The organism is Actinomyces sp. S6-Spd3 (assembly GCF_000758755.1).
Lineage (GTDB): Bacteria > Actinomycetota > Actinomycetes > Actinomycetales > Actinomycetaceae > Pauljensenia.
The window spans coordinates 12,743-31,237 of record NZ_JRMV01000276.1 but is presented as its reverse complement, the minus strand read 5'-3'; the positions used below and the strand labels follow the sequence as shown (position 1 = coordinate 31,237).

Below are 18,495 nucleotides of genomic sequence, written 5' to 3'. Positions count from 1 at the left end.
CCGGCCTCGTCAATAGGCAAATGAATCCGCTAATCTGGTGACGTGGCCATTGAGTTTTCTGAAGAGATCCAGTCCTTGCGCACAACCATGGAGAACATCTCCGCAGTTGTGCAGCCCGAGCGTCTTCGTGCGCAGATCGAAGAGTTGTCGCAGCAGGCGGCTGCTCCGGACCTGTGGGATGACCCCTCGCATGCTCAGGAAGTAACCTCGCAGCTGTCTCACCGTCAGAGCGAGCTCGATCGCGTGCTGGCCATGGAAGAACGCATCGATGACCTCGAGGCTATCGTCGATATGGCGCGCGAAACTGCGGAAAGCGATCCCTCGGAGGCGGAAGATATCTTTGCCGAGGCCGAAGCAGACTTGGGCGCTCTCAAGGACGACATGTCTGCTCTTGAGATCCGTACCCTTCTGGACGGCGAGTACGACGAGCGCAACGCGGTCATTACTATTCGAAGCGGTGCGGGCGGCGTGGATGCCGCTGACTTCGCCGAGATCCTCCTGCGTATGTACCTGCGTTGGGCTGAGCGTCACGGCTACCCGACGAAGGTCATGGATACGTCTTACGCGGAAGAAGCCGGCCTGAAGTCGGCAACTTTCGAGGTGCAGGCCCCCTACGCTTACGGCACGCTGAGTGTCGAGGCCGGTACCCACCGCCTCGTGCGCATCAGCCCCTTCGATAACCAGGGACGCCGCCAGACTTCTTTCGCGGCCGTTGAGGTTATTCCCCTGATCGAGTCAACAGACCACATTGAGATTCCCGAATCCGAACTCAAGGTTGATGTCTTCCGTTCCTCAGGTCCAGGTGGCCAGTCGGTGAACACGACGGACTCTGCAGTTCGAATGACCCACATTCCCACGGGCATTGTTGTCTCGATGCAAGATGAGAAGTCCCAGATCCAAAACCGCGCGGCTGCCCTGCGAGTTCTGCAGTCTCGCCTCTTGGTACTTCGTCATGAAGAAGAACAGGCCAAGAAGAAGGAACTTGCTGGGGACGTGAAGGCCTCGTGGGGCGATCAGATGCGCTCGTATGTTCTTCAGCCCTACCAGATGGTGAAGGACCTGCGAACCGAGTACGAATCTGGGAATCCGCAAAACGTTTTCGATGGCGACATCGATGGCTTTATCAATGCGGGAATCCGTTGGCGTAAGAACCAGCAGAACGCTGAGTAAAGTGAAAAGCCCGGGCGAAGGCCCGGGCTTTTGCGCGTGTCGCCGGTGCAGCGGGCCGCTGAATGCATAGGGTAAAAGAGACCATAACCCCGATCAGAGACGGCTCATGATTCGATTTGATCACGTGACCATGGTGTATCAGCCTGGTGCACGTCCGGCATTAGACGATGTTTCCCTCGAAGTGAAGCGCGGAGAGTTCGTCTTCCTCGTAGGTAAATCCGGCTCAGGTAAGTCCACGTTCCTCCAGCTCACCATGCGGGAGATTCGCGCGACTTCGGGAACCGTGTGGGTTCTTGGCCACGACGTGGGCAAGCTTTCTCGCTGGTCGGTTCCAAAACTCCGTCGCCAGGTGGGAACCGTCTTCCAGGATTTCCGCCTGCTTCCCTCGAAGAGCGTTTACGAAAACGTTGCGCTGGCTATGCAGGTGATCGGCAAGCCTCGTCACGCGATTGAAACCCAGGTTCCCGAGGTGCTGGAACTTGTGGGCTTGGCTGGCAAGGAAAAGCGCTTGCCGCACGAGCTCTCCGGCGGTGAAGAACAGCGTGTGGCCATTGCCCGAGCAATGGTTAACCGCCCCGAATTGCTGTTGGCCGACGAACCGACTGGAAACTTGGACCCCGATACCTCCTTGGGAATTATGCGTCTTCTGGACCGCATTAACCGCAATGGAACAACGGTCGTTATGGCTACTCACGATGCTGCAATCGTGAACCAGATGCGTATGCGCGTCATCGAATTGCACGATGGAACAGTCGCGCGTGATCAGAACAGCGGCGTGTATGGGGCGGTGAAGTAATGAAGTTACGTTTTATTCTTTCCGAGGTTGGCAAGGGCCTGTCGCGCAACCGTGCGATGTCCGTTGCCGTTGTCATCGTGACCTTCGTCTCCCTTCTTTTCGTTGGTATTGCTGGGCTTTCTCAGATGCAGGTTTCGCGTATGAAGAGCCAGTGGTACGACAAGATCGAAGTGTCGGTCTACATGTGCGCGACCAACGATCAGACGCCGAGCTGCAATAACCAAGAAGCGACCGATGCTCAGATTGCTGCCGTTCGCGACAAGCTTGCTTCCGCTGAGCTTGCTCCCTATGTGAAGGAAGTTTTCGAAGAATCGAAGGCGGAAGCCTTCAAGAACTTCATTCAGATTTACGGGAACTCTCCGCTGGGACAGTGGACGACCGAAGACATGATGCAAGTGTCCTTCCGCGTCAAGCTGGTCAATCCTGAGCAGTTCAGCATTATTCGCGATGAACTCACGGGATCTCCCGGTGTATCCGTGGTGAAGGACCAGCGCGAGATCGTCGAGCCCTTGTTCCAGGTTCTTGGCAAGGCCCGAGGCCTGTCGCTGGGCTTGGCGGGCGTCATGATCATCGCCGCGGTCTTGCTCATTACGACCACTATTCGCCTGTCCGCGATGAGTCGTGAACGTGAAACATCCATCATGCGACTGGTTGGTGCCTCGAACCTGTTTATCCAGGCTCCCTTCATGATTGAGGGAGCGATTGCCGCCGTGGTGGGTGCGCTCCTCGCTGTTGGAACGCTCTTTGTCGGCGTGCATGTTCTGGTTAACCAGTGGCTTGCGCAGGCTTTCCGCTGGACGAACTTTATCGGCATGCGTGAAGTCTGGATCATGTCTCCGATCCTCATTATCGCGGCCGTCCTCCTGGCGCTTTCCGCCTCTGCTTTCTCCTTAGCGAAGTACACAAAGATCTGATCCTATGAAGCTCCCACGTTTTCACGGTCTGTCCAAACGAATGACCAGTGCTGCGGCATTGCTCATCGTTCTTGCCCCCATCAGCTTTGCGCCTCCGGCCTTGGCCGATGAGGACCGTGATCGCGTGGCCGAGGCGCAGCGCCAGTCCGCGCAACACGTTCAAGAACTGCGCAACAACCTTGAGGGCTTGGATTCCTCTCTTGCTCAGGTCTATGTGGATCTTGAAACCGCGAACGCACAAATCCCCGTCGCTCAGGCCGAACTTGATACGGCGAATGAGCGATATGAGGGGGCAAAACGGGAGCATGATGTCGCCCAGGCACAATTGGATGCCGCTCAAGCGGAAGCCAGCCGCCTGAGTGAAGAAATGACAAAGGCTCGCAAGCAACAGGAAGCTGCAGAAAAAGCGGTCGGCTCACTTGCGCGTGAAATGTACCAGTCGGGGGGAACCAGTTCCCCCTTGCTCATCGCTTTGTCCTCATCTGGGACCGAAGAAATTGCGGATCGCGCTGCCGCGGCCGATGCTCTTACTCGCGCCCAAGACAGTGCCTTGAGTCAAGCGCAAGGCGTCCAGGCTTCTACTCGCAATCAGCAAAGTCGGCAGAGCGCGGTCACCACGCGTATCTCTGCGCTTGAAGAAAAAGCGCGCAAGGCCTCGGAAGAAGCAGAAAGCGCAAAGAACACCGCGGAAACGAAGCTTCACGAGCTCGACGAACTGAAGAGGACCTCGGAAGAAAAGCGTGCCCAGTGGGATGCGCAGAAGGCTCAGGCTGAAGAACAACTTGGCCAGTGGCAGCGCGAATACCAAGATGCAACTTCGAAGCTCGCTGCAATTGACGAAGAAAACCGCCGCCAGAATCGGCGCTACACCTCGTCATCAAACTTCTCTAGCCCGCTTCCCGTTCCCTTGGTCGTGACCTCTCCCTTCGGATGGCGAGTCCACCCCGTCCTTGGGATTTCTCGCTATCACAATGGAACCGACTTTGCGGCGAATTGCGGTACTGAAATTTATCCGGTTGCCGAAGGTGTTGTCACCGCTGTGACCGTTGAGACCGCTGGCGGAAACGTCGTCTACGTGAACCACGGGATGATGAATGGCGCCTCGATGTCGACCGCCTATGTCCACATGCAGTCAACGAATGTTCACGTGGGCCAGCAGGTTGGACGCGACACTGTCTTGGGGTGGGTCGGAGCGACCGGATACGCCACTGGCTGCCACTTGCACCTGTCTGTCATGCGCAATGGCGCTGATGTTGAACCTCTTGATTACTTGTAGGACAATGGTTCTCCTGTAATTTCTCACTGAGGGGGTGCTTATGCCGAAGGAATGGAAAAAGCCAAAGCCTACCGAATCCGAGAGGCGTAAGGCCGCCTCGGACGCGAAGAAGACAATTGCGCGCAACAAGAAGGCTCGCCACGACTATCTCATCGAAGATACGTGGGAGGCCGGCATGGTGCTTTCGGGTACCGAAGTGAAAGCCCTGCGTATGGGCCGTGCGTCGCTTGTTGATGCGTGGGTAGAGATTAAGAACGGCGAGGCCTGGCTGTATGGGGCGAATATCCCCATGTATGCCCAGGGCTCGTGGACGAACCATGCTCCTACGCGGAAGAGGAAGCTCTTACTGCATAGCAGCGAGATTTCCACTCTGGCCGATAAGTCTTCTGTCAAGGGTTACACCATTGTTCCCCTTGAGCTGTACTTCATTGGCGGTCGCGCAAAGGTAGAGATTGCCCTTGCTCGCGGTAAACAAGAGTGGGATAAACGTCAGGCCCTGCGCGAAAAACAGGACCAGCGTGAGGCAGAGCGCGCGATGCGTCGCTATGTCAAACAAGCACGTCGCTGATCGGTGGCGTGTTCACGAGGAAGTGCTGTGTACCCTCCATGCGGAAGGTACACAGCCTGTTCTGTTTGAGGAGCGTTTATGAGGCCCGTTGTACGATCGCTCAAGCGGGATATTCGGCGTATGGTGACCGTGCCCGCCGCTTGGATTGTCATCATCGGGCTTCTCTTCGTCCCCGCACTGTACGCGTGGTTTAACATCGTCGGTTTTTGGGATCCCTATTCGAATACAGGGAAGATTCGCGTCGCAGTTGCCAATGAAGATCAGGGCGCGACGAAAGACGCGATCGGTTTTGTCAACGTGGGCACAATGCTGGAATCCAAGCTACGCGAAAACGATCAACTCGGATGGCATTTCGTCTCAGCAGAGCAGGCGAAGAAAGAAGTTGAACGCGGGGAATCCTATGCCGCTTTCATCATTCCTTCCGATTTCTCCACGCGTCTCACGGGCGTTGTTGACGGCACCTATACCAAGCCCGATGTTCAGTACTACGTCAATGAGAAGAACAATGCTGTTGCCCCGAAGATCACAGGAGCAGGCGCGTCTTCTTTAGATCAACAGATCAACTCGGCTTTCGTCTCGACCGTCGCGCAGACTCTTTCGGAGAAGATCACCTCCACGGGCAAATCTATTTCTGAAGTCCTCCAAAACGGGCGTTCGGACATCAGCGAGAAAGTGAAGACCGCAAGCGAGCAATTGGGACAGGCTGAGGAATCCCTTAACGCAATGGGGGAGAAGCTCGATTCGGCGAAGGGTAAGGTCAGCGGTGCGCGAAGCTCAATGACGAGCGCCGACTCAGCGCTAAGCGATCTCAACGAGGCCTTGTCCCAAGCAGATCAACTTGTCTCCGATACCCGCTCCAGCATCTCGCAATTCAGCGCGAATATGTCGACTTCTCTGGACGGGCTTTCGACACATGCCTCCTCAGCAGTAGCCAAAGCCTCAAGCGCTGGTGGAACCCTCAACGGCGGAGTGCAAGGGGCAACAACGACAATCGGTGGAGTACTCACCGAGGGGCAATCCATCAACCAAGCCAACGCTGAGATCCTTCGCGACCTGCAAAGCCTGGGGATAGCGAATCTGCCCACGGCCTCGCAGGCGCTACAGGACTTGAGCACGCAAAATGCACAGGTCGGGCAGACATTGTCGAATCTATCGGCGCTCAATGGGAACCTCTCCTCGACCTCAACGTCGATCGCTCAGGCGCTCAACTCACTGAATTCCGCCAGCCAGTCCTTGAGTGATGCGGCCACGCAGGCACGCTCAGGCGTGACGAATCAGCTCCCGGTCATTTCCAGCGCCTTGGACCAGATGTCCTCTGCTTCAGCGGATCTTCGCTCCGCGATCGGCGTTCTTCAAGGCCAACGTGAGCAGATTTCGGGCCTTCTGGACCAGCTCGATACCTTGCTTGATTCAACGAAGACAACGCTTGCGCAGTCTACGGCGAATATTGCCTCTCTCAAGTCCGATCTAGACAGCGCCAAGGGTGATATTCAGGCGATTTCCTCGTCCAATGCACTCCAGTCACTTGCGGGCTCGATGAATCTCAACCCTGAGAAAATCGCAGAATTCATGGCTGCCCCGACATCGATTACAACCCAGACTGTTTTCCCGGTTGCCACATACGGCTCCGCAATGGCGCCCCTATTCACGAACCTTTCTCTGTGGATCGGTGCCTTCGCACTCGTGATCATTCTCAAGCTTGAGGTCGATGAAGAGGGCGTCGGCTCCATGACCTCGGCGCAAAAGTACATGTCACGTTGGATGCTCTTGGCACTATTCGCGATTGGGCAAGCTCTGGTCGTCTCCATCGGCGATCTGATTATCGGTGTACAAACGGTTTCGAAACTGGCCTTTGTGGGGACTGCTGTCCTTGTTTCTTTGGTGTTCCTTTCCGTGATCTACATGTTGGCGACCTGTTTCCAACATATCGGTAAGGGCCTGTGTGTCATCATTGTGGTCCTTCAGATCCCCGGAGCGGCGGGCTTGTATCCCATCGAGATGATGCCCTCCTTCTTCCGTTTCCTTCATCCGCTTTTCCCCTTCACTTACGGGATTAACGCGATGCGCGAGGCCGTTGGTGGTTTCTACGGGCACGCATATCTTCGGGCGATTGCAGTGTTGGGGATCCACGTTCTTATCGCTTTCGCCTTGGGTTTGTTGGTTCGTCCTTTCTTGGTGAACCTCAATGCGATGGTGAGCCGAGATCTGTCTCGTTCGGGATTGTTCCTTGCCGAGGCCACGCATCTTCCGTCCTCGCGTTACCGCCTGTCTCAGATCGTTGCTGTCCTTGCCGATCACGATGGGTATTCGCGTTCGGTGACCCGTCGCGCGCGTAACTTCGAACGGCGTTATCCGAAGATGCGCCGCGCGGCTCTGATTGTGGGAATCGTGATTCCTGCGCTCCTTGCAGTTCTCTCCGTTGCGAGCGTTGCCGAAGTCCCACTCCTTCTGGGGCTGTGGATTATCTGGATTCTTGTGATTATCACTTTCCTTATTGCCCTGGAATACATTCGTGAGTCGTTGGCGCGTCAGCAGCTGCTCACCTCGATGGATGATTCTGATGTGCGCTCCTTGCTGCGTCGCAGGCTCCATGGAGTGAAGGCTTCGGCTGCGCAACTGGGGAAGCACCGCCTCGGCAATGAGGACAATGCGGAAGAAGGGAGCGAGAAGTGAAAGCTGTATGGCGGATTTTCCGGGCTGATCTCCATCGTGCTCATCGCTCGATCATCTCCTTGGTCGTAGTCTTGGGGCTGGTCGTTCTTCCGTCGATTTTCGCGTGGTTCAACATTGCGGCCTCGTGGGATCCTTTCGCGAATACGAAGAATCTTCGGATTGCGATTGCCAATAGCGACGAGGGGTACAAGTCGGATCTGGTGCCTTTGAAGATCAATATTGGCGATCAGGTTGTTGCCGCGCTGCGTGCGAATGCGGATTTCGACTGGGTTGTTGATAGTGAAGCGCAGGCAGTTGAGAAGACTCGCTCCGGTGAGTACTACGCGGCGGTCGTGATTCCTCAGAATTTCTCGCGCGAGATGATGACCTTCTTCTCTTCGGATGCGCACAGCACCCCGCTGACCTACTACATCAACGAGAAGAAGAACGGTTTGAGCCCGAAGATTGCCGGGCAGGGAGCAGAGCATGTTTCCGCTCAGATCAATCAGGCTTTTGCTCAGACTCTGGCTGAGATCGCTGTCGATACTGCTTCATCGCTTTCTGACTCTCTTTCGGACCCAAGTAACGTGCGCGGGATTCAGGCGCTCAATTCGCGTCTGGAGACGACCTCGACACGTCTCGCGAATGCGGCGGCGAGCGCCGATGCCTATGCGGGGCTTATTGGCTCGTCCATTCAGCTTGTGGATTCCACGCAGACGATGATTAATAATGCGGCGCAGGCGAAGGGCCCGCTCTCTAGCGCAGGAAACACTGCTTCCTCATCGATTACGCAGATTTCTTCTGGAGCCTCGCAGGCCGCTTCTGCTCTTTCCTCGGCGGTGAGTGCGTCGGCTAGTTCCTTGGATGCCCTGGCTTCGTCGATTGATGATGTGTATTCCCGAGGCGGAAACACCGTGACTTCGGCCGTGGCAACCTTGCGCTCTCAGGCCGAGGCCGTGGGCAACCAGGCGACCCAGTATCTTCACGTGAAAGAGACTCTTTCACAGCTCCCAGGTTCTCCCATTTCTCAAGACGTATTGAATCGTCTGCAAGCTTCTGCTGATCGCCTGAATGCGCTTCAAAGCGCGATCAATGCGGCGGCGGATGATCTGGAAAAGAACGGGGCAGCGGCAGCCGCGAATCATCAAGACGTGAAGAGCCTCATCGAACAGGCGAAAACGGCCGTGGGGACACTCAAGTCTGATGTCGAATCGACGCTGCGCCCCCAGCTGGAGCAGCTCTCTCATACGATGAATTCTGCGACCTCATCGATGGCTTCGCTTCGCAATCAGCTTTCCGCAGCGAGCTCTCAAGTCGGTGACGGCTCAACGGGAGTGCGTGAGGGACTGACGAAACTTCAATCCACCTTCAGCAATATCGGGACCAACCTTCGCGAGGCCTCGGAAAAGCTGGCGACAATCCACACGAAGCTCACCGACGCTCTCAACGGTGGGAATCTTACCCAGGTTCGAGCGATCATTGGTTCGGATCCCCAGGCGCTTGCAATTGCGCTGGCTGCACCTGTGGGGATTGAGACGATCCCGGTGTATCCGGTGGAGAACTTTGGCTCGCAGATGGCGCCTTTGTACACCGCGCTGGCGCTGTGGGTAGGCTCGGTGCTGATGATTGTTGCTCTACGCAGTGATGTCACTGCCGAGAACGTTGCAGACGGGCTTGAAGAGACGCACCCGACGGCGCTCTATTTCAAGGACCGCGAGGTGAAGCTGTGGGAAGGCTTCCTTGGACGCTACCTTATTTTTGGGCTAATCGCGCTTATCCAAGCAACGGTTTTGTGCCTAGGTGAGCTGTTCTTCCTGAAAGTTCAACACACTCACCCGTGGGAGTTCATGTGTGCGGGATGGTTCATGGCTGTGGTGTTCTCATTCCTGCTCTATACCTTCATTGCGACTTTCGGGAACGCGGGAAAGGCTCTGGGCGTGCTGTTTTTAGTGCTCCAGATTTCGGCTTCCGGTGGCGCATTCCCCTTGGATATCCTGCCGAGTTTCTTCCGGGCAATTTCGCCGTATCTTCCCGCAACGCATGGGATCACGGCGCTGCGCGCTTCGATTGCGGGGTATTCGGGTCATGAATATCTTGACGCAATGCTGTTACTGGGTGCCTTTGTCCTGTTTGCGGCGGTCTTGGGATTGGGGCTCCGTCCCTTCCTCATCAAGAAGAACCGACTCTTAGTTGAGAAGCTGGAGTCTACAAAGCTTATGTAGAGCCTCCTTGGGTTTCTCTTGCCAGGTCTGCTGCGGGGACGTATGATTTCAAGTCCGGTGTTTGTGCTGCTGCTGTGGTGGCTGGGCGCCGGTGAGTGAAGAACTCAATAGGGGATGATCGGTTTCGACAGCGGTCGTCGATCGAGGGGAAGCGAGCCGAGGAGGCATGCTCTACTCGTTAACGATGTGTGCAAACAAATAGGTGCCGAACAGAATCGCACCGACTACGTTCTCGCCGCCTGATTGCCGCGTGAACCTTTAGTCCGTCAGCCCGGAAGCTGCTTCCGGTCCGGTGTCTGGCGTCGTCTAGGAAGCCACTGGGTGCCGTTCGTGTTGGTAGGACGGCTCCGACACTCAATCAACTGAGCCTATCTGGTAGCAGGTCTGCATGATGCCAGGGGCTGAGAAATAACTCGCAGACTGCGCTCGGAGAAGACCTCGGGGTCGGCTGTTGGACGGGGGTTCGATTCCCCCCATCTCCACCTGAGGGGGAAGTGTCGAACTCTCGCTTTCGAGCGTAGGTTCGCACCTCCCCCGCTCTGTGTCCGCTGGTGAGCGCTTCTTCTAGCTCCTCGAACTCGATGGGCGCTGCGCTGTCATGGAAATAGGACGCGATGATGATCTGCTCGCGCCCGATGAATACCTTATCCACGAAGTACTCGAAGAGCTGGTCGCGGGTCTCGGGTGTGTCAATGGTGGCCTCTGCCCCGGGAGTGGGGGTCACGGCCTCGGCTATCGCCGTCGATATCACGACCTTCCTGGCCGCTGCGACGCGCCTCGTTGCACACACGGCCGCTTACTACGGCTACGACTCGGAGGACCCCACGGAGCGACTCTTCTCCACGATGGTGCTCTCGCAGGCGATCGACCCGACGGGCAGCGGCCACGATTTCGTCGTCGAAAAGCAGACGACGATGCTGGCCTTCAACAAGGTGATGCGTGGCCTTGCCCGGCGCGGTTCGCTCGACGGCCTCGGCGGCAACGTGGTCGTGAGCGCGATGAACTCCCTCTTCAGCGCAATGGGCGTACGTCTGGCGTCTCGCAAGCTCGCGCAGATCGTCCCTGTCGCGGGAGTCGTCGTGAGCGCCGGGCTCAATGCCGCCCTCATGCGCACCATCGGCGAGACCGCCGATCACCTGTACCGCGAGCGCTTCCTCGCCGAACGCTACGGTCGCGTGGAGACCTCCGATGGCGCCTCGACGGACCTGGCGAGGTCTGCCGACAGCCAGGAGCTGAGCGCAGACATCGCGCGCTACGTGGAGATCGCGGAGGCCGAGAGTCGCCCGTAGGAGAGCGGCAATCCCGCTCGCTCTGTGGTGTGGGCCGCTTTATCTTGGCCGGGTAGGCTTGGGGTATGACAGATCAGCCGGTGGAAGAGAACAACGCACGCGACGATATTCGGCAGCGCATGACCGACGACGATCGTGCGCAGTGGGATGCGATCCAGGAATGGAAGGCCGCTCAGGTCAACCCTCGCAGTCCTCGCGTCATCACTCAGCGCATCCGTTCGTACGTGCTCACCCCTTTGAAAAAAGTGGTTGGCCTCGCGGGCAAGATGCCCGGCGTCGCTGCGGTTGCCGGCTGGATCTCATCGGCTGTCCTGGGGCTCGTCGAGAAGGCGACATCAGCCGCCGAATCATCGGTTCGACGCGAACGAATCGTGAAGGCGTATCGCAGGGCAGGCAACGACGTGGAGTGTCTCGAAGACATCCGAAACCTGAACCTGGCAGAGATCCAATTGGTCAGGCCCCACCTGAAGGTGGGATATGCCGTCGTTACCGCGACGGAAGGAGCGGTGAGCAGCATATTCGCGACGGGAGGGGCGGTTGCGGCTCTCCTTGGCCTGGGCATCGCTTCGGCACCCGGTATCGGCGTGATCATGGGGGCAATCGGCCTCGATATCGCGACGTTCTTGGCCTCCTCTGCGCGCCTCGTGTCGCACACGGCTGCGTACTACGGGTATGACACGGAGGATCCAGCGGAAAAGCTGTTCTCCACGATGGTTTTATCCCAGGCGATCGCCCCGCGAAGCAAGGCTGATGACCATGCCGTCGAGAAGGCGACCTCGATGCGTGTGTTTAACAAGGTGGTGCGCAAGCTCACCAAACGCGGATCGATGGAGAGCGTCGGGACCAACGCGCTGACCGCATCCGTGAACTCCTTGTTCGCGGCCCTGGGAACGCGTCTCGTCGGCATGAAGATGGCGCAGATCCTGCCGATTATCGGCATCATCGTCGGCATGGCCCTCAACGTGTCCCTCATCCGTACCATCGGGGTGACAGCGGACAACCTCTACCGAGAGCGCCTCCTGTTGGAACGCTACGGGCAGGAGGAATCAGACGCAGAGGCTGAGGCTCCGTCCGACGGGACGGATGATGTGGACGATCTGGACGAGGAGCTCGCGCGCTACGTCGAGCTTGCTGAGGCCGAGAGTCGCCTGTAGGCGCACCCCGGCGCTCGCTTAGCTGCGCGAGTTCCTTCGTCCGCAGATCAAAGATCCCGTTTGCCAGAGCCACGGCATCACCGTCCTCCGAGGGCTCCAGCATCGGCACCGAGTCCTCCAGACGACGCAGCACCTCGTCGAGATCACGGCTAGTCGCGCTGACGTTGTACGCGACTGCCGCCTGTCGAATGAGGAACTCGGCGGGGACGTACAACCCCTCGTCCGGGCCTTGCTCGCTGTACGTATAGAGCCTCGCCGTTTCGCGCGATTCACCGATCAGACCCAGATGAGAGTGGTCCCGCTCCAGGACGCACGCGGCGATGACGAACGGTGGGAGGACCTTGAGCGAGCGATAGGCCAGCGCCCCCTTGAGGCCGCCCTGGGCGTTCTTGGTGAGGATCCGCGTGTTGATGGCGTGAAGCAGCTTCGACTCCACCTGCTCGGGCGTGTACCTCGTCTGATCGGCCCTGAAGAAGAGCTCCACCTCGTCGGAGATGAGCTGGTTGATCGGCGGAACGTTCGGGTAGTGCCTCACGGGAGAGTTTGCAGTAGACTGACTTTCACGAACAACAGTTGCCTCGGTGCCCTCAGCGGTTCCGGGGCGATTTCTTTGAGTGCTCATCGTGCCTCACCTCCGGTGGAGATGGGCTCGCCGATGTATCGGGCAAGAGCCTCGGCAGTGACTTTCAGACGGCCTCCGACGCGGACGGCATCTAGACGTCCCTCGCGAATAGCGCGGCGGAGCGTAGCAATTGAGCCGTATCCGGCTTCAGACAGTGTTCTCAGCGAATACAGCTGAGGTAGGGCAGTTTTGGCAATCGCAGCCATTTTGAACCTCACAGAGTGGTGGCATCGTTGCCCACCACTTGCATCAGGTGAGACCCGTCCTGATGTCTCCGGGGTACATCTCCCCGATAAGGTCCCTCACGTCCGGTCCTCATCTCGCTCAGGCGAGATCGGCGGCTGCGCCTCCCCGCGTGGGCTCCATGCGGGGCACTTTTATTTTATCGCGAATCCAGTGATTTAACCACATTTACACGGGGCTTTCTGGTTCTGCTCGTGTATGAGCGGAAATGAGCGCTCCTCACGCTGCCATGGCCACCAACAAAAGGTGATCGCGAGTCTGGACGAGTTCGACATGTGCCCCCTGAGCTCCACTTATGCCTCGGGATTCCTATGGAATCCCGAGGTTTTCCTTTGTTATCAAGGCTTTTGTGGGAATATCGCTTGAGTGTAAGAGTGGCTAGAAAGAGTGAATGTGAGTGTTTTCGCCCCCAATACGCCCCCAGCGGCGCCCCCACGGCCTCGGGAAAAGAAATCCATTGCGCCTTCTTTCAGAAAATTTTCGATCAATGCGCAATAGTGGTAATAAAATCCAACAGAACATATAGCAAGAGCGTGTGAAGCTCTCATTTTATAAGGCTTATGAGCCTTGGAATCCTGCGCTTTGATGCGCATGTGTGTGCGAAATAAAACCGCTCGCGATGCGCATCAAAATGTATAAGAAAGCTACAAGAATAGTCGCAGAAATCTTGTAGCTGATGAATAGCTTCGTTAAAGAATCTTTTATTTATGTTCACACCTTGAGTTTTTAGTGTTGAGGATCAATAGGCCACTCCCTTCCGATCAGCGAAAACATTGTGGGTCTGGCCTATCTCACGTACTGACAAGGAAGATCCTCCGCTATGAAACGCAGATACCTCGTGGGAAGCGTCGGCGCCGCTGCGGCAATCGTGCTCCTTCCCTCCCTGAGCACCACCCATACCGCCATCGCTGCCGATGGCGACACGACCTATGGTGCCTCTTTTCCCTACACGCGTTACGAGGCCGAGCGGGGCCGACTTGACCGCGCACACGTCGTCTCGCTCGACGAGAGCCTGACTGTTGACAAAATGCTCGACTCGACGGCGATTGAAGCCGGAGAACAGTCCTACGTTGAACTCGAAGGCAAGGGATCTTCCGTGAGCTTCACTGCTGAAGTTCCCGGGAATGCAATTGATCTTCGATTCACTCTTCCTGACCACAGAGCTGGAAGCGTTGATATTCGTATTAACGGAGAAAAGGCCGCTACTTTTAATCTCTCGTCAGAAACTGCGTATCAGTATGTTCAAAAGAGCAAGGCCTTTGACGAAAAGAAAGACAAGTTGGCAGACCAAGGGCCAATACATGCGCGCTTCCAATTTGATGAGGTCCATACTCTGCTCAATCGCCAAGTAAACCCGGGAGACACGGTCAGTGTCGTTCGAACGGGGAGTGAAGGTTATACCTATGGCATTGACTTTATTGAACTTGAACAGGCCCTTCCTGAGATTCCGCGCCCCGATAATTCGGTGAGCATTACCGATGATGACTTGACGGTTACGGAAGAAGTGAAACCGGGAGAATTCCAGACTCGTCCGGTTCACGCATGTGCCAATGACGGAAAGGATGACTCCGAAGCTTTCCTCGCAGCCCTTAAGCGCGCATCGGATGAGAAGAAGACCCTGTACATTCCGCGTGGAACCTTCGAGTTTGACAGCCAGCTTGTGGTTCGGCATTCTCCGGATGATAACCACCAGCTGATGATCCAAGGTGCAGGTATCTGGTACTCGAATCTCTTCTTCCGTAACCCGAACAAGGCCAGTGGTGGAATTGTTCTTGAACATACCAGCCATGACCTGCAGTTCCGTGACTTCTACATGTCGACTAATCTCAAGTCCCGTTACGACGAAGGGGCAAACTATAAGGGATTCCAAGGCGTCACCAAGAATTCACAGTTTGTGAACCTGTGGATCGAACACTTCGAGTGTGGCTTCTGGATGGGTGACTATGTCAATCAAATAGACATGCAGTACACCGAAAATATGCTGGTCGATCACTCCCGTATTCGCAATAACTTTGCTGATGGCCTGAACTATTCGCAGGGCAGCCGGGATTCGGCCGTTCGCAATTCCAATGTTCGTGGAAACGGCGATGATGGTCTTGCCTCCTGGTCAAGCCACGCAGAGTCAAAGCCGGGCGATCCCGTTCAATACGTATCGAATGCTCGTCACACCGACAATATTGAGTTCACGCACAACACGATCGAGCTCGGATGGCGCGCAGGTGGAATCGGTTTCTTTGGTGGATCCGGGCAAAAAGCAGAGAACAACCTCATCACGGGGAATTTTGAAGGCGCAGGTATCCGTCTCAATACGGTGTTTGGTGGCCACAACTTCGATTGGAACTTGACCTTGAACAAGAGGGCCAGCATTCAGCGTAACAAGATTGTTCGTAGTGGCACTCAAGATGACTACTATGGCGGCTCCCGTGGTGCGATTGACTTCCAGGAGATGTTCGGCCGCATTGCTGGCGTTGATCTTTACGACAACATCATCGTGCGACCTTTTGCAGAGGACATTCGTTCGGACTTCGCCTTCACTGACAAAGAGAAGAAGCTTCGCGGCATGAGCATTGGTGACAACCCGCGCAGAGACTGGGATGGTTACGAGCCTCAGCATCTGGTAGTGAACTACGCTCGAGTCAATGGCAAGGTTGACCGCGGTATCCCTGAAGACGCGAACTACAGCCTCCACTGGTGGGACGGAGATCGGGTGAATCCGGTTGACGGCAAGACCCATCGTTACTGGATCCCCAAGGCTGATGGTGTCCAGATCGATGATGGTATGGAATTCTCGTGGGAAGGCAACAAGAAGGTCTACAACTTCACCCTTGCCGATAATCCTCAGTACCTGCCCATATCTTCCACTCGCTTCTTCGATGACTACAGCTACCAAGGCGAGATGGCTCGTTCCTTCCAGGATCCCAACCAGCCTCAAACAGTCATTCGTTTCTGGTCGCATCGATAAAACCAGCGGCATCCGCCGCAATTGGTGAAACTCAGGTGCCCGCGCTGCCCCGCAGCGCGGGCACCTTCCCATTCTTCCTGCCCTCTTTCTTGGCTCTTCCTAGCTCCAAGTACTCACTGTTGCTTGAGCACAAAAGTTATCCACAGCCTCGAAGGCACCGCGACTTATCCACAGAATCGGCACCCTCAAACTCTTCTCCTCATTCCCGCTCTTACTCTCGCTTCAAGCGGAGAAGAACTCTCCGGAAACTGTGAAAGGAAGAACCATGATCGGGAGGCAAGGATATACGCCTGCTGCAAGAAGGTCGGGGCAAGGAACAGTGACGCGGCTCCTCGTCTATATCGCGGGAGTCGCAACGGTGAGCGCTCTGGCAATGAGCCCGCAACCAGCACATGCGCTATTTGAGGGCAACGGTCTTTACGTGAAAGGCGTCGGAGCACAATCAGTCGGCGGATTTTGGCTGGGGGCCTACACGGCGCCTCACAACGTTGAAACTCGCTACCCCGTCTGGTGTACGCACATGTGGCGAGCGAATCCGAAACCGCAAGACACCGCCTCGATCAGCGACCTCGGAGAATCAAAACGTTGGGGACCAGATGAAATTGACCTCTCTACCGCGCAGATGGCGTGGCTCCTCGATCGCTATCAAGGAGACCGCCACCCAGAAAACCGTGCAGCACTTTCCTTCCTCATCCACGCAAATTTTGAGGGTGACCAGGCGGGGAAGAACACTCAGGATTCAGTCAACACTCTGGTCGATCGCGTTCGCGAGCAGCTCCCTCAGGTCTATGAGAAAGCAAAAGACTACGTGCGCCAGGCGCAAAAGGCGGCTGTGACGACCTATGAGAACGGAAGCGTCGAGTCGCGCACACCTCGCAATGGTTTCCTCAAAGACCTGGGTGTGAAGAATGAGAAAGGGGAGTGGATCCCGGGCCTCAAAGTGAAATTGATGCTTATTGGGCCTGCGCGCTTCAGATCGACGGGAACGTCCCAATGGGAGGGAACAACAAAAGAGACCGGAGTGAGCTTGGAGTGGGAAGCAACAGGAAACGGAAGCGTGAAATGGGAAGGGACATACGTCAACCCCGTCCGAACGACGCTCACGCGCTACGGTGTTCGCGCCGCAACGCAAGACACGGCCTCGTACGGGAATAGGCCCGATGGGGACAAGGAAGAAAAGCATCTTAAAGGGGGAGTATGGAAAGTCCTCATGGATTTCCAACCCATGCTCCGCTCGAAGGTCGAAGAAGAGACTATTATGGGTCACCATCTCTCTGACACGATCACCGCTTTTGCAGACCCAAACTATGGGGATGGAAGTTGGCTTCATGACGACCATGGGCCGATTCCCGTTGCCTTTGACGGAATCGCCTATGACCTAGGAGAAGAGCCCCCATCGTCGCCAGTAGATGGACGTTTGATCCCGCAAGACGCGCCGGTTATCGGATACGCTTCAGCAGTTTTTACTGGGGAAGGAACAAAGACCGTAACAATCGATGTTCCTGAATCGGCACACAAGCCAGGTTTTGTTTCCTGGGTGTGGAAAGTGCGAAAGGACCATCAGGGTCAGTACGCTCCGTTTATCCATTCAGACTGGTCGGACCAGCTTGCCTTATCAACGGAAACCAGCGTCACTCCGTGGAAAGTTCAGATCTACTCTGCAGCCCAGGTCAAAGAAACCCGTGGCGGAACGTATCTCATCGATGACCTATGGGTGAGCGGTTTTCCGCAGTCTCATCCGGGATGGGCGGGGCGAGAGCCCTTCGGGGCGGATGTGCCAACAATGCGCCACCGTCTTCTCTTCTTCCCTCAAGGACTTGAGGTCGCAGAAGAAAATCGCGATAAAGCCGAGGAAATCGGGAGCGTCGAGATTCCTGCGCGAAATGGCTACTACCCGTCACTCGGTGACCTCACCTTCCGTGTGCAGCCAGAGCGAGTGGGGACCTACGTGTTTACTACTGAATTCGATGGGGACAGTAGGGTAGAGGCCTATCGTTCTGTCCTTGATGATCCGAATGAACAGTACACGCGCAAGCAAAGCGGGCCTATTACGATTTCTACGCATGCGCGTGATGGCGCGGATTCGGACCAGATAGTGGCGGGTGCCGGTCCGGTGAGCATCGTTGACAGCGTGTGCTACGAAGGCGTCGAGGCCGGGGGTGAATACGCCCTCAATGCAACCCTCGTTGATCGCGAAACCGGAGTGCCGCTGTCGAACGAACAAGGATTGCTCAGTGCACGCACGGAGTTTCGTGCTGATTCCACAAAGGGGTGCAGCGAGGTCGTTTTCCGCGTGCAGGGAGAACAGCTTCGAGGAAAACAGCTTGTTGTTTTCGAGGATCTTTATCAAGGAAATGAAAGAGTCGCTTTTCATCGGGATATCAATTCGCGCGAACAAAGCGTGAAGGGGGAAGAACCGAAGAAACCTCGTATGGCGCGAACCGGCGCAGTCAGTAACTCTCTCGCGGTGATGGGTATCCTCTTAGCGGGAATGGGACTGGCCGCGCACCGAGTATCGCGGCGCTGCGACTCCTAGGAACCGGGAATTCTTCTTCAATAAGCGCCCGACAGGCAAAACAAATGGGTGGTGGCGAAAACTTTAGTTTTCGCCACCACCCATTGATGTA

At 56.3% G+C, this 18,495-nt stretch carries 12 protein-coding genes and 1 other RNA gene; 12 read left to right on the top strand and 1 reads right to left on the bottom strand.

Annotated elements, in window-relative coordinates:
• Positions 1–42: 42 nt before the first annotated feature.
• The 10 genes from prfB (at position 43) to HMPREF1627_RS05310 (ending at position 12,041) form a co-directional block, all read left to right on the top strand.
• Positions 43–1,170 (top strand): peptide chain release factor 2, encoded by a 1,128-nt coding sequence (prfB, locus tag HMPREF1627_RS05350; RefSeq protein ID WP_034501745.1) that lies wholly within the window; start codon positions 43–45, stop codon positions 1,168–1,170.
• Between the two features lie 106 nt (positions 1,171–1,276).
• Positions 1,277–1,966, top strand: a complete 690-nt coding sequence (ftsE, locus tag HMPREF1627_RS05345; protein WP_034501743.1) for a cell division ATP-binding protein FtsE — start codon at positions 1,277–1,279, stop codon at positions 1,964–1,966.
• On the top strand, positions 1,966–2,880 hold the full coding sequence (ftsX, locus tag HMPREF1627_RS05340; protein WP_034501741.1) for a permease-like cell division protein FtsX: 915 nt from the start codon (positions 1,966–1,968) through the stop codon (positions 2,878–2,880). Before ftsE ends, ftsX begins: the two co-directional genes overlap by 1 nt.
• Before the next feature lie 4 nt (positions 2,881–2,884).
• On the top strand, positions 2,885–4,156 hold the full coding sequence (locus HMPREF1627_RS05335; RefSeq protein WP_034501739.1) for a M23 family metallopeptidase: 1,272 nt from the start codon (positions 2,885–2,887) through the stop codon (positions 4,154–4,156).
• A 40-nt stretch (positions 4,157–4,196) separates the two neighbouring features.
• On the top strand, positions 4,197–4,724 hold the full coding sequence (smpB, locus tag HMPREF1627_RS05330) for an SsrA-binding protein SmpB (RefSeq protein ID WP_034501737.1): 528 nt from the start codon (positions 4,197–4,199) through the stop codon (positions 4,722–4,724).
• Between the two features lie 78 nt (positions 4,725–4,802).
• Positions 4,803–7,397: a YhgE/Pip domain-containing protein gene (locus HMPREF1627_RS05325; protein WP_034501736.1), complete on the top strand. Its 2,595-nt coding sequence runs from the start codon at positions 4,803–4,805 to the stop codon at positions 7,395–7,397.
• Positions 7,394–9,598 (top strand): YhgE/Pip domain-containing protein, encoded by a 2,205-nt coding sequence (locus tag HMPREF1627_RS05320; protein WP_034501734.1) that lies wholly within the window; start codon positions 7,394–7,396, stop codon positions 9,596–9,598. The genes HMPREF1627_RS05325 and HMPREF1627_RS05320 overlap by 4 nt, the downstream gene beginning before the upstream one ends.
• Positions 9,599–9,708: 110 nt before the next feature.
• Positions 9,709–10,083, top strand: a transfer-messenger RNA (tmRNA) gene (gene ssrA, locus HMPREF1627_RS10170).
• A gap of 207 nt (positions 10,084–10,290) precedes the next feature.
• Positions 10,291–10,887 carry an EcsC family protein gene (locus HMPREF1627_RS05315; RefSeq protein ID WP_234305256.1) on the top strand — a complete coding sequence of 199 codons (597 nt, stop codon included), beginning with the start codon at positions 10,291–10,293 and terminating at the stop codon, positions 10,885–10,887.
• Positions 10,888–10,952: 65 nt separating this feature from the next.
• The gene (locus tag HMPREF1627_RS05310; protein WP_034501732.1) at positions 10,953–12,041 is read left to right on the top strand and encodes an EcsC family protein; all 1,089 of its coding nucleotides are present in this window, start codon (positions 10,953–10,955) and stop codon (positions 12,039–12,041) included.
• A gap of 618 nt (positions 12,042–12,659) precedes the next feature.
• Here HMPREF1627_RS05310 and HMPREF1627_RS05305 read toward each other — a convergent pair.
• Positions 12,660–12,869, bottom strand: coding sequence for a DNA-binding protein (locus tag HMPREF1627_RS05305; RefSeq protein ID WP_034501729.1), 210 nt, complete (start codon positions 12,867–12,869; stop codon positions 12,660–12,662).
• A gap of 857 nt (positions 12,870–13,726) precedes the next feature.
• Between HMPREF1627_RS05305 and HMPREF1627_RS05300 the strand changes: the two genes are divergently transcribed.
• Positions 13,727–15,868, top strand: coding sequence for a pectate lyase (locus tag HMPREF1627_RS05300; RefSeq protein ID WP_034501727.1), 2,142 nt, complete (start codon positions 13,727–13,729; stop codon positions 15,866–15,868).
• Positions 15,869–16,187: 319 nt separating this feature from the next.
• Complete coding sequence (locus HMPREF1627_RS05295) at positions 16,188–18,404, top strand: VaFE repeat-containing surface-anchored protein (RefSeq protein ID WP_234305255.1); 2,217 nt, start codon at positions 16,188–16,190, stop codon at positions 18,402–18,404.
• Positions 18,405–18,495: the final 91 nt, after the last annotated feature.

Coding starts and splice junctions, on each gene's coding strand:
- HMPREF1627_RS05315 (WP_234305256.1), top strand. CDS start 10,291: ATGGTGGCCTCTGCCCCGGGAGTGGGGGTCACGGCCTCGGCTATCGCC.
- HMPREF1627_RS05335 (WP_034501739.1), top strand. CDS start 2,885: ATGAAGCTCCCACGTTTTCACGGTCTGTCCAAACGAATGACCAGTGCT.
- HMPREF1627_RS05310 (WP_034501732.1), top strand. CDS start 10,953: ATGACAGATCAGCCGGTGGAAGAGAACAACGCACGCGACGATATTCGG.
- ftsE (WP_034501743.1), top strand. CDS start 1,277: ATGATTCGATTTGATCACGTGACCATGGTGTATCAGCCTGGTGCACGT.
- HMPREF1627_RS05305 (WP_034501729.1), bottom strand. CDS start 12,869: ATGGCTGCGATTGCCAAAACTGCCCTACCTCAGCTGTATTCGCTGAGA.
- HMPREF1627_RS05325 (WP_034501736.1), top strand. CDS start 4,803: ATGAGGCCCGTTGTACGATCGCTCAAGCGGGATATTCGGCGTATGGTG.
- ftsX (WP_034501741.1), top strand. CDS start 1,966: ATGAAGTTACGTTTTATTCTTTCCGAGGTTGGCAAGGGCCTGTCGCGC.
- HMPREF1627_RS05300 (WP_034501727.1), top strand. CDS start 13,727: ATGAAACGCAGATACCTCGTGGGAAGCGTCGGCGCCGCTGCGGCAATC.
- smpB (WP_034501737.1), top strand. CDS start 4,197: ATGCCGAAGGAATGGAAAAAGCCAAAGCCTACCGAATCCGAGAGGCGT.